Origin of the sequence: Pseudoalteromonas sp. J010 (assembly GCF_003934235.1) — a bacterium.
GTDB lineage: Bacteria > Pseudomonadota > Gammaproteobacteria > Enterobacterales > Alteromonadaceae > Pseudoalteromonas > Pseudoalteromonas peptidolytica.
On the sequence record NZ_RDBW01000011.1, the window covers coordinates 109463 to 125942 of the forward strand.

At 42.9% G+C, this 16480-nt stretch carries 9 protein-coding genes; 6 read left to right on the forward strand and 3 right to left on the reverse strand.

The features are described from left to right. Positions 1–150 precede the first annotated feature (150 nt). Positions 151–2601: a prolyl oligopeptidase family serine peptidase gene (locus tag EAG18_RS07360; RefSeq protein ID WP_185745572.1), complete on the reverse strand. Its 2451-nt coding sequence runs from the start codon at positions 2599–2601 to the stop codon at positions 151–153. A 304-nt stretch (positions 2602–2905) separates the two neighbouring features. Here EAG18_RS07360 and EAG18_RS07365 point away from each other — a divergent pair, with 304 nt between their 5' ends. From EAG18_RS07365 to EAG18_RS07380, 4 genes are all read left to right on the forward strand, one after another. Continuing rightward, a complete protein-coding gene (locus tag EAG18_RS07365; protein WP_125251732.1) occupies positions 2906–3913 on the forward strand; it encodes a LacI family DNA-binding transcriptional regulator in 1008 nt (335 codons plus the stop codon). A gap of 543 nt (positions 3914–4456) precedes the next feature. Continuing rightward, positions 4457–5683, forward strand: a complete 1227-nt coding sequence (locus EAG18_RS07370; protein WP_125251733.1) for a threonine/serine exporter family protein — start codon at positions 4457–4459, stop codon at positions 5681–5683. Between the two features lie 443 nt (positions 5684–6126). Further along, the gene (locus tag EAG18_RS07375) at positions 6127–8703 is read left to right on the forward strand and encodes a TonB-dependent receptor (RefSeq protein WP_125251734.1); all 2577 of its coding nucleotides are present in this window, start codon (positions 6127–6129) and stop codon (positions 8701–8703) included. 258 nt (positions 8704–8961) lie between these two features. Continuing rightward, complete coding sequence (locus EAG18_RS07380; protein WP_125251735.1) at positions 8962–10290, forward strand: TonB family protein; 1329 nt, start codon at positions 8962–8964, stop codon at positions 10288–10290. 35 nt (positions 10291–10325) lie between these two features. Here the strand turns inward: EAG18_RS07380 and EAG18_RS07385 are convergent, their stop codons facing one another. Further along, positions 10326–12431, reverse strand: coding sequence for a winged helix-turn-helix domain-containing protein (locus EAG18_RS07385; RefSeq protein ID WP_125251736.1), 2106 nt, complete (start codon positions 12429–12431; stop codon positions 10326–10328). 99 nt (positions 12432–12530) lie between these two features. Here EAG18_RS07385 and EAG18_RS07390 point away from each other — a divergent pair, with 99 nt between their 5' ends. Continuing rightward, complete coding sequence (locus EAG18_RS07390) at positions 12531–15131, forward strand: TonB-dependent receptor (RefSeq protein ID WP_125251737.1); 2601 nt, start codon at positions 12531–12533, stop codon at positions 15129–15131. On the opposite strand, the gene EAG18_RS07395 is transcribed toward EAG18_RS07390, so the two are convergent. After that, positions 15114–16019, reverse strand: coding sequence for a LysR family transcriptional regulator (locus EAG18_RS07395; protein WP_125251738.1), 906 nt, complete (start codon positions 16017–16019; stop codon positions 15114–15116). The two genes, EAG18_RS07390 and EAG18_RS07395, sit on opposite strands and share 18 nt — an antisense overlap. Before the next feature lie 95 nt (positions 16020–16114). Between EAG18_RS07395 and EAG18_RS07400 the strand changes: the two genes are divergently transcribed. Then, positions 16115–16420, forward strand: coding sequence for a hypothetical protein (locus EAG18_RS07400; RefSeq protein ID WP_125251739.1), 306 nt, complete (start codon positions 16115–16117; stop codon positions 16418–16420). Positions 16421–16480: the final 60 nt, after the last annotated feature.

Sequence of the window (16480 nt, forward strand, 5' to 3'; positions counted from 1 at the left end):
TGCGTACTCCTCTATGGCGCAGCTGTCTTGTCTGATCTCTATCATTAGCCACTCGAAACTCGATACAGCCGCTGACCTGCACAGAACAATAATTATCTCGAATTTTTAGTTTTCATCTAAGCGCAGTACTGCGCTTAGATGAAAGTATGTTTACTGCTCAACAATAGCTTGTGTTGCAATAGAAGTCGGTTCATTAGGCAACATTTCTATCTCTTCTTGTGCTTTTTCTGGAAACAAATAGGTATCGAGCCACTGCTCTTGCTCCCAAAGAACATGTAAGATGCTCTCTCGTGCTTTATACCCATGACCTTCCTCAGGTAACATGACTAACCTTGCATTACCACCCAAGCCATTCATTGCAGCAAACATCCGCTTAGACTGCATTGGGAAAGTGCCTGAATTTGGGTCTTCCTCACCATGGATCATTAACATAGGCTCGTTAATCTTTTCCGCGTGGAAGAAAGGTGACATATTGGCATACACATCTTGTGCCTCCCAAAAACTACGAGGCTCACCTTGGAAACCAAATGGAGTCAGTGTCCGGTTATACGCACCACTGCGTGCGATACCGGTAACAAATAAATCACTGTGCGCTAAGAGATTCGCAACCATAAATGCACCGTATGAATGACCTGCAATCGCGATACGCTCAGGATCAGCAATCCCTTTCTCAACTAACGTATCCACCGCAGCTTGAGCACTTGCCACCAGCTGCTTTCTGAAAGTGTCATTCGGCTCGGAATCTCCGGCTCCCACTATAGGCATAGTTGGATCATCAAAAATAGCAATACCTTTGGCAAGGTAAGGCATGGGTCCCCAATAACCAATATAAGGAAATTGATAAGGTGACTCTCGTACCTGAGAAGCAACAGCTTTATCTTTATATTCAAGTGGATATGCCCACATTAATACCGGTATTCTGCCTTTAGAGGGATCATAGTTGGTTGGCAAATACAAATTACCCGATAGTTCAACACCATCATCGCGCTTATATTTGATTTGCTCTTTCACGACACCTTTAAATGCAGGATATGGGTGTGGAAACTTTGTTAACTGTTCTAGCGTATCAAACTGTAAATCACGGACAAAAAAGTTAGGCTGCTCTTGACGCGACTCACGTACAGTAACAAACCGCATTCCTTCGTCATCAAGTAATGCCCGAACCCTTTCATAATAAGGTGCACTCGATTGCCAAAGCCGAGTCGATGTATTCGTTTTTACGTCAAATCGATCTAGAAATGGGATATTACCTTGATCAGATGCGCCATTGCCGGTTAAAAATAAATAGCGACCACCAACTAGCTTCAGTACACGAGAGCCTAAATCACTGTTTTCATATACAAAATTACCAGGGTCTTTGTAGGCATCATTATAACTGCGCTCTGAAAATACCACGCGGTTCATATCCGGGTTGCGAGGCGAGAATATCGAAGCGCGCACACTACGATCTGAAAAGCGCCACTCATTTAAAATAGCGACATTATTATCAGCCCACTGAATACTTGCAAAGCGTCGTTCAACTTTTGCAAATAATTCAGGCTCTTTTTTGAAAGGTGCACTAATTGTGTACAAATAGTCATGATATTCAACATCTTTGCTCATATCACCACCATCTTGCGCCTCAGCCCAGATAAGAGTTGCCCCTTTGTCGTCCCGCCACTGGATTTTACGAGGTCCTTCTCTCACACTGTCGAAGCCCGCAGGTAAGGCGTCTGCAACAGGTTGCCTTGCCACTTCAAATAGCGGGAACCCTCTCATACCCCACACCTGCCATACCGCAGGGAAACGGCTATACGGTACTTGGTAAGAAAATGGGTCATCCATCATGCCTACAATTAGATTGGTTGAGTCAGGAGAGATTGAAAAGTCTTTCAAGTAGGTGGGGTTACCAATTTTTTGGGCACCTGAATTGAGGTTAATTTTTATCAGTTGGCCTTCAGCATAAAATTTAAACAACTGAATATCATAAGGGCTTGATAATAAGTTTTGATAAGTTCTGGTCGATGCTTTTTTACCAGATGTTGTCTGCACGATTGGCGCCAACTGCGACCTATCACGCTCGCTCGGTTGTTTGCCATGGTTAACCGCAATGTTTGCAACAATTGCAGTGCTATCAGGCAGCCATTGATAAGGGGTTGAGGTCACTATTCCATTTAAAGTAGATTGTGTTAATTGCTTCAGAGCGCGCTTTTCTATATCAAATGCCCACAGCGTAGAGCTGTTCGCTTGCTCAAGAATAAACGCCAGATAACGGCTATCTGCACTCCAGCTAGGTTCCTTTATTTTACCCTCAGGTAGACCCTGTACTTTGATCAATGCCCCAGTATCCACATGTTTAAATTCAATTGAGCTATATTGTCGACTGGACGTTCTCATAAAGCTCTCAGGATTAAATTTAATGCCTGCTAATGCTTTTTCCGGTTTACCTAGCTCCTCAAGAGAAAGGACTCGATTACGCTGCATTAGCGCAAGCCATTTTCCGTTAGCGCTCAACTTTGAAGCAGGAATGAGAGGAGCATCAACTAACTTAGCAAGTTCTGAAGAAGGCTTCATATAGCCTTGTTCATTTGCAAATACCGTTTGTGATACGGCAGTTATCATGATGATAAATGCAACTTTTTTTAATAATTTCACTGTATTCACCTATCTTGGGCGTTCATTGTGCGATCATATAATGATTTTTGGAAAATGTGCACAGATTTGCGATGTTATGTAAAGAAAACTTGCGGTACCATTGACCCTGAAAAATCGCTGTTGGTGAGTCTGGTCGATCTGAAAATTTTGATACAGATAATACCAGTTTGACTTAATACTTGCTCAATTTGAAGGAGTAAACTCAGCGCCGTTAGCATCACATCTAGATGCTAGATAAAGTATTCATGATCCGAAGTTCAGGTTAATTAGCATGAAAAATGATAAAAAACGCGCTAATGTCACCATCTTTGATGTTGCCAAAGAAGCACAAGTTTCAAAGTCTACGGTCTCTCTCGTGCTTACTCAAAGTGAGAAAGTGAGCGATAAAAGCAAAGCCAAAGTGCTACATGCAATTGAAAAGCTGGGCTATGTCTACAACCGAGAGGCTGCTGCACTTAGAAGTAAGCGTACCAATTTAGTTGCCTTGGTGGTGAATGACTTAACTTGTCCTCTGTGCGCACAATTAGCTGTTGAACTCGAAAAACAGGTATATACGTTAGGTATGGTTCCCATGCTGGTGAGTACGAACGAGTGTATTGAACGTCAACAGCAAGCGGTACAGGCATTTAAAGAATATAATGTTTCTGCCTTCATTATGATCCCTGCCAAAGGTACTTCCCGACAGTGGCTAGACAATCTTTATGACTCCGGTTTTTTAGTCATCACAATAATGCGAGAAATTGCTTTTGCCAAAGCACCCTCGATTCTGCCCGACAACAAAAAGGGGACTCACCTTGCAACTTCTCACTTGATTGAAGTTGGAGCTCGACATATTGCTGCACTTGGTGAGCAAGACTGCTTTGAGTACCAGGCTAAACTGGCGGGTTTTCAAAGTGCATTAACATCACACCACGTTAAGCATCAGGCGACTGTTATTGACGTCCAAAATAACCGTCGAGCCGGCAAAAAGGCATTCAAACAACTGATCGAAACTCATCGTAATATAGATGCAGTTATGTGTTTTAGTGATTTTATTGCCTATGGCGTTTTAGATACGATGCGGGAGATTGGACTTTCACCAGGTAGAGATATAAAAGTGATTGGTTTCAATGATTTTGCTGATTCTCAGTTTATGACCCCCTCCTTGAGTAGTGTAAAAATAGATATTAACGAGATATGTAGACGCACTTGTCAAACCCTCTCAGAGCAGCTCAGTGGCACAACTCCTGCGGCGACAACCATAGTCGATGTAACGCTTCAATTGAGGGACTCTTCGTAAATATGCGAAATCGGCGTACAGACAAGCGCTTTGATTACTATCAAATTACATTTTAAAAAAATGCAAATATTTGCGGCCAAACCTATAGACATTGTTGAGAATCTGGATAGAATTCGCAGCAATCTCAGCCGTCTATATTTACATTTAGGAAATATGCACAAGTGACTGATGTCGACTTACACCAATTATCTTAATACTGTGGTCTATTTTGAGGGAGTAAATCTTTTCGATAACTCCGCTGCCGCGTCCTGCTATCGCTAAGGTACCTACATCCATATAGGCAAGGCAAAATTTTTGCTATTTAGTTGTTCTAAATAATAAACTTTTAACGTAGTTAGCGTCAGATTTACTCCTTCAAATCAAGCAAGTATTAAAGATAATTGGTATTAAATAAATCTAGTAAAAGCAAATAGATGTACCATACTAGAATGGCGAGTTTATACTTGGCACAACGTTACTTTTGTTGTCATACTCCTGTTTTTTAACACTTTTACCAATCGTATTTGAAACCGACTGGTAGTACACATTTAAGGTTCTCTTTCGTTGAATAACGCAACCTTTACAGAGAAACGCCGCTTTATTGTGAAGTTAGGCAAAATGCTTCATAAATACGGTACCCCTGCCTATCGGCTCGAAGCACACTTAATGGAAGTTGCCACTCACTTAGGGTTAAAGTCTTCTTTTGTTATGTCCCCAACATCCGTCACATTTGTGATTTGGACTGAAGGCCATGAAGAAGAGTACACTCATGTGGCACGGGTTGACCCAGGCGATCATGACTTAGGCTCGCTTGCTGATACTGATGGCGTAGTAACTCGAGTGCTATCCGGAGAGTTATCACTGCAAGAGGCCGAGCAATGCCTCGAAGCCATTTTGCATGCCCAGCCCCCATATAATAAACTCCTCACTGGACTTGCTTTTGCTACTTCTGGTGGCGCGTTCGCAATGCTAATGGGCACCAGCTGGAACGACGTCGTGTGGTCAGCATTACTTTCCTTGTTGGTGTTTTTGTTTGTACTTTGGGCGAGTATCTCCAAGCGCGTGACCCATATGCTTGAGCCTTTGGTTGCCATTGTTTCGGCTGTAGCTGCCTGCGCAGTCTCTGTGTATATCGATCCACAAATAAATATCCGTTTGGTTGTGCTATCGGCGATTATCGTGTTTATTCCAGGGTTAGCACTCGCACTTGGATTTGCTGAATTATCAGCTCGGCATTTGGTCTCTGGAACCGCTCGAGTCATGGACTCGATCATGTTGCTGTTTAAGCTCTATTTTGGTGCTTTTTTAGGTATCACGCTAGGGTTTGCGTTATTCGGGAAAGTCGATTTTGTCCAACCCCTACCATTACCAAGATGGACAGCGTGGCTTGCTGTGCTTTTGCTTTGTAGCAGTCTTGTGGTGATATTTAGAACTAAGTTAAGACATGCGAGTTGGTCGCTAGCATCAGGTTTTATTGCTTATGCAGCAAGCATCAGCTCTGCGGTTTACTTTGACTACGCACTTGGTACGTTTGTCGGTGCATTTGCAGTGGGTGTCTTTAGCAATATCTTTAACCGCGTTGTCAACGCTCCAGCTTCTATTGTTGCAATGCAAGGTTTGATTGTACTGGTCCCTGGTTCTAAAACTTATATTGGACTTAATTCACTGATCGAAGGCCAAAGCTTTGTCCATGCGGATCATATTGGCCAACAAACCTTCTTGATATTTATGTCTCTTATTGCTGGCCTTATCTTCTCAAACGTTGTGCTGCCACCTAAAAAGAGCTTATAACGTGTAAAAAGAACTGGAAAGGTGACTTTCCAGTTCTTTGTAGTTGTGAATGTTAACAAAAGACCAAGCAAAATCATTCCAGTAAACTTAACTTAAACTACAAAACCTCCAACTTAACTTATTTTATATCTATATATTTCAATACGATGGTAATTATTGAAGTTGAAATCCATTGAATTCACAACTATTCATTTCAATTCAAGATTTAACAAACCCCGCTGGTGTTTAATCTTTCTCGAGGTCAACCTCTCAATCACAAGTAATACCAATTATCTTAACTAAGTGGTCTATTTTGAGGCGAGAAAACTTTGTCGATAACAAGGCAAGAATTTTGCTATTTAGTTGCTCTAAATAAGAAATTTTTAACGCAGTTAGCGTTAGATTTACTCCTTCAAACTAAGCAAGTATTAAGGCTAATTGGTATAGGCACTCAAGGGGAATGTATGTTTCGCAATAATAAGAAAAAACTAGTAGTCTTAATCAGCCAATCTTTGCTCGGCTCGGTACTTTTTGCACCAGGTATAGCGCTCGCTGAAGAGAGCAATAATCAAGAAGCAGCTAAAAATGGTGAAGTTGAAGTTATTCAAGTCAGAGGGATCCGTGGCAGCGTTGTTCAATCACTCAATACTAAAAGATACTCTGACGCCATTGTCGATGCAGTAACTGCCGAGGATATTGGTAAATTTCCAGATCAAAACGTTGCCGAATCGCTACAACGCATTACCGGTGTTTCAATCACCCGCAGTTTTGGTGAAGGTGAGCGCGTTAGCATTCGAGGCACAGGTGAAAGCCAAAACCGAACCTTATTAAATGGTCAAGCCGTTGGTTCAGCAGATTGGTGGACCAACTCAGCGGCGAGTCGTGGTTTTAACTATACAATGTTACCCTCAGAAATTATTTCTGGGCTTGAAGTTTACAAATCACCCGAAGCCGATATTGATGAAGGCTCTATTGGCGGCACCGTGATTGTGAGAACACGTAAGCCACTTGAATTAGAGGAAAATAAAATTGCAGGTTCAATTATCGCACAGCACAGCGAAGTATCAGGTGAAACCGATCCGCAACTATCCGCTATGTACAACTTTAAAACCGATGATGAATCTTTTGGTGCATTAATTTCTGTTGTTCGCCAAGAACGTAACTTGCGCCGCGATGGTATTGAAGCATGGTCTTGGACCTATCGTGATATCACACTTGAAGATGGTACCGTCGTCAACAATGTCTACAGCCCTGGCGGTGGCGGCTCAGCTATGTTCTCACAGCAGCGCGTACGCACGGGCATAAACCTCGCCTTGCAATATCGTCCAAGTGAAAATATGGACATTGTATTCAATGCCCTAGACTCTACACTAGAAGCCGATAATGAAAACCAAAACTTCCTTTGGTTACCCGGTTACGGCGGCTCACAATACACTGACATTACCATTATCGACCACCCCGTAGTTGGCAAGATGGCCGTCGGCGGCACACTTGGCTTATCTCCAAATGCCAATAATATTCTGGATGAGACCAAAGTACGTAACTCTGAGCTCAAAACCAAGTCGTACGACTTAAAAGTTGAACATCAAGGACAACTTTGGGAATCGTCATATCACTTAGGTTACACAGAAGGTTCTGGTGGTTCGCAAGCTGACCGCTCCGTTGGCTGGGAAGGCAATTATGTTCATAGCTTTGATACGTCACAAGTAGAAGATGTAAAAACCAGTTATGCCGCCGATCCAAACGACGGAGAAAAGTGGAATTTAGGTTTTTTACGCTATGACAGTAATGATGCCAAAGATGATGAAACTTACTTTCAAGCCGATTTTAAGCGTCCAATTGATGTTGCCATCTTCAGCCAGATCAAAGTCGGCTTTAAATACCGTGACCACAGCCGCTTTAATACCAAACACACCACAGACAATCGTACCGACTTAAACTGGAGTCTGGCTGACTACTCCAAAGCCATGCCATCTGATTATCTATCAGGCATAGGCTCTTCAGGCACAACGCGCAGCTATGCGATTACTGATCCGGACAAAATACGCCAAGAAGGTGATGCACTAGGTTGGAATTACCGAGTATTGAAGGCCAGTACTTTCGATATCAATGAAAAAATTACCGCAGGCTACATTAAAGCGAATCTGGATGCAGATGGTCTACGCGGTAATTTAGGTGTAAGACTTGTAAATACCAAACAAACCTCATCCGCGTTTGCAGGTGAGTCAGGTGCTGAGGTCTGGACAACGGAAGAAAAGGACTACTTCGACATTCTTCCAAGCATTAACTTGGCAATTGACTTAGATGATGATTTATTAATGCGCTTTTCTGCGGCACGAGTTATGTCTCGCCCAGATTACGCCGATATGACCGCATCAACTTCATACAACCTAGAAACACAAACCGGCACTGGCGGTAACCCTGACATCGACCCCTATCGAGCGACGCAGTTTGATACCGGTATCGAGTGGTACTTTAGCGACGCAGGCCTTTTTTCTGCGGTATTTTTCTACAAAGATATTCAGTCGTTTATCGAGAGCCAACCAGCACTTGAAACTCACGAAGGTAAAGAAGTGCTGATCAGCCGCCCTGTTAATGGGAAAGCAGGCCGCATTCAAGGCCTAGAAATCGGTTATCAACAAGAGCTATACGAAGGTTTTGGCGTTGCCGCTAACTATACCTATGTTGATGGTGAAGCAAAAGATGATGAAGGTAACAACATCACTATCCCTGGTAACTCTGAGCATACCGTTAACCTAAGTTCTTATTATGAAAACGAATTCATTAGTGCCCGCATCTCATACAACTTCAGAACAGGGTATGATACCGGTCGAGACTGGCCAGGATACATTGACGATTATGGTCAAGTAGATGCCAACCTTACCTATAGCTACAACGAGAATGTGGCGTTTATTCTTGAGGCCATCAACTTGACGGATGAACATACATTTAGCTATCAGGAAGAGGGAGTTGAACAAGCACTGACCGGTGTTTATGCCGATGGAAGGCGCTTTAGCGCAGGAGTTAGATTTAACTTCTAACTCTGAAAAGTGAATGAAACTTTTACCACTAAATCTGGTCTTACTAGTTGCATAGGAACAGTTTCATGACTCGAATTAAGTCGCTTCCAAGCTAACACAGGTTCGACTTAGTAAACTCCCTGCCCGGAGTTCCAAAAAGCTGATAGCATTTGCTATCAGCTTTTATTATTTAAATTTCCTTTATATTATGGTTATATAGCGTATTCAAAATGACCATAGCAACCCCACAGAGCAGACCAAGGATGAGTAATCAATAAAATGCGCAACAATCTCATTTCTGGGCTTATTTTTTCATTTTTTCTGGGTATGAGCTGGCTAACAAAAGCCGATCTTTACGACGCCACCCTTGCCTATCAAAACGAAGAATTTACTCTCGCATTTTCAAAATTCAGTCGCTTAGCGCAATTAGGAAATGCTGACGCTATGTATAATCTTGGGGTGATGTACTTGTATGGGCAAGGCACCGAACAAAGTGCTGCAAATGCCTTTGCTTGGTTTTCATTGGCTAAAGAGTTTGGTATCGCTGAAGCATTCCAAACTGCACAACTTGTTTTGCAACAGTCAAACGACCAAAGTGGCCTAAAGGACTTTTTAAAACTTCAAAAAAGCCGCTTGTCAAACACCTACTTGCTTGATTCAACGCTCACTAAGCTTAAACAACACAGTACTACACCAACACTGAGTAAAACCCACGATGTTTTACCTGAATATCCAGATGAAGCGGTAAGACAAGGGATTGAAGGCTGGGTTTGGTTGGAATTTGACATCGACCAAAGCGGTAAAGCAACCAATATTGAGGTTATTGACAGCTACCCAAGACATGTATTTACTGCAAGTCTGCTAAATGCTGTGGAGAAGTGGCGATATACGGGTTCAAAACAAGCACACACCTTGATTTATCATTTTGCAACGCATAAAGATGAGCAATATCGCGAAACTTTGGCTATTCAAAAAAAGGCTTACGAAAAACAACTAAGGCAGAATATCGACGCTGCGGAGCGTGGTGTGGCGCAAGTACAATACTATATTGCTAACTGGTTGAGTATGAAAGAGTACAACGCCTATCAGTTACTGCGCTACCATTGGCGTTCTGCCGAACCGATGAATGAGCTCTATCTCGCTGCCGCAAAAAATGGCTTGGACTTGGCACAATATCGCTTAGCGACTCAGCTTATTAATGTAGGAGCACATCAGCTTGCTGTACTCTGGCTCGAACACGCAGCAAAGACCATGGATATTGCAAAATATCGTTTAGCAACTGTCCTACTTAACAACGGTGAACCTCAAGATGTTCCTAATGCACTACAGGCACTTATCGAGGCGTCGAATAACGGACATTTACGCGCCACACTGTTATTAGTAAATACGTATTTAACTCGTCTCAGCGACAAAGCTCAGGCCAAGGCTTGGCTGCACCATGGTCTCACCATAGATCCCGAACACCCTGAACTGTTGCTACTTTTGGCACAGCTTGCAGAGAATCAGATAGAAGCCAAAAAGCTTGCTTCTCAAGCATTAAAGTCAGCATCTCAGCGCAATTGGAGTAGTCATACAATACACTTATTCCTGCAAAAGCTTACTAACTAACAACATCTATTTAGCGCTTCGCATCATTAATGTCTTCACTTGTTACCGTACTCCAATAACACGATGTCGCTTTCATAGTTGTTGATCCGATTGAATATTACGTGCCTGCCATCAAAGCTTGCTAGTATCTGTAGCTCGCTAACCCCTGCATAAAGGTGTAATCCAATAGGTTGAATTTCTTCAACCTTATTTTCACTACTTAAATAGCGGTAAAGCACCAATTGATGACCTCTTTTTAGTACAAAGTAAATTCCATCTCTATAAACCGCCGGTTGGTAGAGCGATAAAGATCCGCGTAACTGCTCAATATCAAATATCTCAGCGAGTGCCGTAATTAGGTATTCCCTAACTTGTTCTTTATACCCTACAAAGCTAGAGTTTTTTTGAGTAAGAGGTAGATCAGGGGAATAAGTCGCCAAGGGCTGTTGCTCACTACGTCCTTGAGATACGGTAAATTGCCATGCCTGCCATTTTGCTTCCATAGCAGGCTTCGCTCGATAATACAGCTTTCTACCATCCTGTGACCAATGCAAATCAGTAATTTCGGTAAAGTTATCAACTACTTTTTTAACTTCTTTAGTAAAAGAGCTGATTAGGAACACTTTATGCGACTTTGATAATACAGCGAGATACTCGTTATTAGGCGAAAGTAATAACAAAATAGGCACTTCCCCCAAGGGCATGGTTCCAAGCAAACTAGACGTTGGTCGAAAAGCATGTTTATGCCACAACTCAAATTGTGGCGCATCATTATTTTTGGTTGTCACCGAGGCATACACAAAATGCGCACCATCACCAGATAAAGCAGCAAGTAAATCCATCCTTGCGGGCGACGTTAACTGCTTTTGCGCCGCTTTGTTTTGTGAGTCTACGTCAAGCTGATAATAGTTTATCTCAGCTACCCCCTCAGTGTGCGCCGAAACACGTAACTGCGCATTTACATCAATTTCAGATATCACGCCAAATCCAGAGTATAAAACTTGTTGAACGCGACCTTTAAGTACACTCAAGTTTTGTTTGGCAAGCATGATAGTATCGTCCTGATACCCATGGCTCAGCGCGGAAAAAGACTGTTTAGAGAGAGTGATTTTTTGGTTTTCAGACTCTGTAAGTTGATTTAGGTTGAGCTGATAAACCCCCTGCTCTTTTATCTGATACAACAGCGTTTGTTGATCCACTTGGTAATGTGTTACATCGCGAATAGGTAACGCAACGATGTTGATCACCATAGGGTTATTGTCTGCAAAAGTAACCTCTACAGATTGCAGATAGGTTCCGGCTTTATCCCAAGATTTAGTGATAAAATGGCCTGCTCGATATTCAAACCAAGGCGCTGAGTCTTGTGCACTATTACAACTGCCAAGCACGCTATCGCGCGCGAGTCGCCACATTTCTATTGGGCCTTTGACGTGTAACGCCCGTACTTCGCAGGAAACCGGATCCGAACGCGAATAAATCAGCCAATTACCATCTAAAGACCAGCTTGCCGACTCTTCACTATACCCACTGTTTTTAATGGTATGGGTTGTTTTGGTCTCAAGATCATAGACTGCAAGATCAAACTGATCAGCGCCCTCTGCTAAATAGCTGTATGCCAAATATTTACCATTTGGAGAAAAGCTAACAAACACTTCAGCACCCGGGGAGGACGTGATCCGAGTAGCAGAGACAGGATCTTGTTGCACGTCACTTTGCCACTGCTCAGCGATGAATAACGCAAGTACAGTTACCAGTAAACCAATAAAAAATCCGAGCAAAGCAAACTGTACACCGCGCCCACGAGACAGCTCCTCTATTTGCTCAAGTAACGTCGGGGCTTTTTCAATTTGCGCAATACACTGATAACCTAGGCGCGGTACTGTTTTAATTATTTTTGACTCGCTTGAGCTGTCACCAAGCAGCTTACGTAGCTGTACCACCAGCTGGCTCACAGAATTATCACTGACAATAGTACCCGGCCACACCGTGTCTAAAATGACTTCCCGACTGACCGCCTGCCCCTTATTGGCAATCAACAGACGCAATAGTTCAGCATGCTTCGCTTCGATGCTTCTCCAAGAACCGTCAACACATACAGATAAATTACTGAGGTCAACAAGTATCTCATTGATTAAAAAACGTTTATCTAAGCTTTCAATCATCAACCACTAAAAATTTGTGAAACTATGGTTAGGCTCGTAATAAAAGCGTATTATAAGCATTAACCAAAGGTAACTTACTCGTATTATAAGTTGAGCACAATGTCAGCATCTCTCATCCGAACCGTTTCTTGTTGTGTATTATTTATTACAACTGCAAGTGATGCCGTTGAGCAAAATCAGACTGCTGAAAACTCCATAGAACGCATCGAAATTCGTGCCTTCCATGACAGCGTTGTCAAGTCTCTCAGTAATAAACGCCACAATCAACAAGTTTCAGATACGATCAGTGCTGAAGACATCGGGAAGTTTCCGGATAAAAACGTCGCAGAGGCGCTGCAACGGATCACTGGTATCTCACTCTCTCGAGCACAAGGTGAAGGTGAACGGATCGGCGTGCGAGGCACAACTCCTGAGCAAAATAGAACCTATTTGAATGGCCAATATCTCGCCTCGGCTGACTGGTGGATCTCAAGCCAACCAAGCCGAGGTTTCAACTTTATCTTATTACCCAGTGAAATCGTCTCCAGACTAGAGGTATTCAAGACACCACAAGCTATGCAGGATGAAGGCTCACTAGGAGGCGCAATCAATATAAAAACCCGCGACCCTTTGCTTACGCCTTCAGGCTATGGCGTTGCAACAGCCCAATTCCAGTACAGTGACTTAAGCGATAAACTCGACCCACAACTATCTGCAATTTACAACTACCATAGCAAAAGTGGCGATTATGCAGTGCTTTTTACTGCGACACGACGAGATCGCAGCCTCAGACGCGACGGCATAGAATCTTGGGGATGGCACGATAGGACGTTATACCAAGGTGATAATGATACTTGGTATGCCACCCAGCAGAGCCCACAAGATAAAAGCCAGACGTTGTGGTTTCCAGGAGGTGGGGGGTCGGCAATTTTTCAGCAGCAAAGAGAATTACAGGCTTATACCGTCAATGCCGCGTTCCAGCTTTCCCCACGACTTCGGTTAAATGGCCACTTACTTTATTCTCATCTAAACGCAGACAACAACAATCAAAACTTTCTATGGCAAAGTGCAAAGTCTACTGACTTAGGCGGCGGGGTAACCGATTTACACGTACAAGATGGTACTTTGGTGAGCGCCCACTATTTATCCACAGCTGAGCCGTTCAATACCAGCATGGAAGCCATTTGGCGAGACTCGCAGATCAGCACAAAAAGTGCCCACCTAGACTTGGTCTATGATGGCATTTATTGGTCAAGCCAGTTTCAAGTCGGTCTAAGCCAAGGTTCAGGCGGTACCAAAGAAGACGTCACCTCACAATTTTCTGCTAACACCCAGTTTCATGTTGATACATCAATGCGAAAAAACATCGTTGCAAGTTATGGTATTTCACCGTTAGATGCACCAAGCTGGTTTATCACCGAAGCTCGAAATGACAGCCAAGATGGCAAAGATAAATCATACTTCGCGCAAGCCGATTTCACTTACGATATCGACTTTAAACAGGTCGACGCGATTAAATTTGGCATTAAACTCAAGAATCATCAACGAGGCTTTTTGCGCCATCGCTCCAAAGGTGGAGGGCTTGATGGTCTAGCCGGTGAGCTTGGCACTACCCTGGCCGCCTATCCGGGCACTTTTGTGGATGATTATTTGCGCGGCGTAGGTAGTGACAACACTTTAAAAAAGTACAGTTTTGCAGATATTGCACTGCTTGCCAAAGACTTTAATACGCTCAATTTTGAACAAGAAATAGAAAAAGCCAGTCGTTTTCATATTACAGAAAAAACCGCCGCTGCTTACGGTCAAATGCAACTCGCTGGTGAGTCCTATGCTGCCAACATTGGGGTTCGAGTGGTCAAAACCTTTCAAGACTCTGGCGCATTTAAGCGTGTCGCCTCCCCCATCGATGCGCCAGACAGCTATATTTGGCATGAAGAATCTCGGGATTACAGCGATATTCTACCCAGTGCCAATATCAAGTTTGACTTAAGCGAGAGCCTAATTAGCCGTTTTTCCATTGCACGCGTCATGTCACGAGCGCAATTTCACCATCTTATGCCCTCCACCAATTACAACGTGACGCAAGCTCAAGGACAAGGTGGTAACGCCAATCTAGATCCATATAGAGCAGCGCAATTTGATGTCAGCCTTGAGTGGTACTTTGACGATGCTGGACTCGCCTCAATCGCGCTATTTAACAAAGAGGTGGAATCCTTTATTGAGTTTGAACGAAAACTTGAGCGTCATGAAGGCATTTTAATGTCTATCGATAGACCCAATAATGGCGCTGGCGGCAGTATCCGTGGCGTTGAACTAAGTTATCAGCAAACACTTGCGTACGGATTTGGGCTAATCGCCAATTACACCTACGTTGATGGAAAACGTGATAACGCTGAAGTTGGCTTACGGGACAAAGTGCCTGGCACCTCTAAACACAGCACTAACCTCACTGCTTACTACGAAAACCACCAATTTAGCGTTCGGCTTAGCTATAATTATCGAACTCAGTTTGCCACCGGTGTAGGCGAGACCATGATGGATAATTACGGCCAATTGGACGGCAGCCTCACGGTGAAACTAAGTGATAATCTCGATGCACAATTTGAGTTTATTAATTTAACCGACGAACAGATCTATACCTATGATCGCAACGAGTACGCACCAACCGGAGTATATGTTAACGGTCGACGTTACTATGCGGGATTAAGATATCAGTTCTGATCGCGATGATAATCGTTCCTGCACAAACCCTAAAAATAAATCCAATTTAGCGGAATGCTCTCGCTTCACTTTATAAATGGCATGCAAAGGAACTTGTGGTCTATGTAGTTCAGTAAATAGTTCAACCAAGGCTCCTGAGTCTATATCTTTTTGACAAAAATAAGACGGCAGTATGGCAATTCCTAAACCAGCCAATACTGCCTCTCTAATATGAAAACGGCTGTTTGCTATTAGGTTACCTTGAAGCGGATAACTCTTAGTACCATCATGCCAGCTATCTTCGACATGATTAAGTTTAGATAACAATATGTTATGGCTACTTAGTTCATCAAGCTGTGCAGGTTTACCACGCGCAGCAAGATAACTAGGAGCAGCAACAAACGTCGCGTTTACGCTAAGCAATTTCAACACATAAAATTGACTATTTTTCAATGCTGCTGAGAACCTAAAAGCCACATCTATCTCGTCTTCGATTAAGTCCTGATTTGCCGCGGTAAACATTAATTCAAGTTTTATTTGTGGATAGCACTTTTGAAAATCGATACAGATTTGGCTCAGAAGCATACGACCAATCGTATTTGGGAAGGTAATTTTTAGATGCCCTGAATGATGCACGCCAACTTGCTCGACCTCCTCTTCTAAATCGCGTAATGCGCGGAGGATCTTTTTTCCTTTCTCGTAAACCAATTTACCCGCATCCGATAATGCAAGTTTGCGTGTTGTGCGATTTAACAATACTTGGTCATACACAGATTCTAACTGTGCAATCGATTTACTCACCGCTGATGTTGTGGTGCCAAGCTGCTCAGCTGCACGACTAAAGGAGTGCTGTTCAGCAACGCAGCAAAATATCTTAAGTAAGTGAAGTTTGTCGTATTCCTTCCTCATTGTTTCTCATTAGGAAAAAGTCTTTGTATTAAATCAATATATATCAACTAAAAATAAAAAGTAAACTTAACACATCAAATAAAAAGGACATCAACATGATCAGCACATCTTGTCACTGTGGACAGATCCACTATCGAATTTTTACCACTGTCACCATCACACAAGCTTCTACGGGTGTACAGTTCATCAAAGCAAATGGCCTTATCGAAAACTCAAATCAATCTTTGGAAAGGTTTGTAACTACACGCTCAGAAACACAGTCAATCCGAGAGCATGGTTTTTGTGGGCACTGTGGTGCATCTATCTATATTTTGGATAACCAAGGTTATGTTTCCTATGCGATTAACCACCTTAGTGCATATCAAGTCGAGCACTCAGGTGCGCTGAACTTTGGATTATAAGTGCCACCGCTTCATTTTATCAGCCTTAACCGGCAACTAATCGCAAACATTGGTTTTTAT

Coding starts and splice junctions, on each gene's coding strand:
- EAG18_RS07360 (WP_185745572.1), bottom strand. CDS start 2,601: ATGATAACTGCCGTATCACAAACGGTATTTGCAAATGAACAAGGCTAT.
- EAG18_RS07365 (WP_125251732.1), top strand. CDS start 2,906: ATGAAAAATGATAAAAAACGCGCTAATGTCACCATCTTTGATGTTGCC.
- EAG18_RS07375 (WP_125251734.1), top strand. CDS start 6,127: ATGTTTCGCAATAATAAGAAAAAACTAGTAGTCTTAATCAGCCAATCT.
- EAG18_RS07380 (WP_125251735.1), top strand. CDS start 8,962: ATGCGCAACAATCTCATTTCTGGGCTTATTTTTTCATTTTTTCTGGGT.
- EAG18_RS07385 (WP_125251736.1), bottom strand. CDS start 12,431: ATGATTGAAAGCTTAGATAAACGTTTTTTAATCAATGAGATACTTGTT.
- EAG18_RS07390 (WP_125251737.1), top strand. CDS start 12,531: ATGTCAGCATCTCTCATCCGAACCGTTTCTTGTTGTGTATTATTTATT.
- EAG18_RS07395 (WP_125251738.1), bottom strand. CDS start 16,019: ATGAGGAAGGAATACGACAAACTTCACTTACTTAAGATATTTTGCTGC.
- EAG18_RS07400 (WP_125251739.1), top strand. CDS start 16,115: ATGATCAGCACATCTTGTCACTGTGGACAGATCCACTATCGAATTTTT.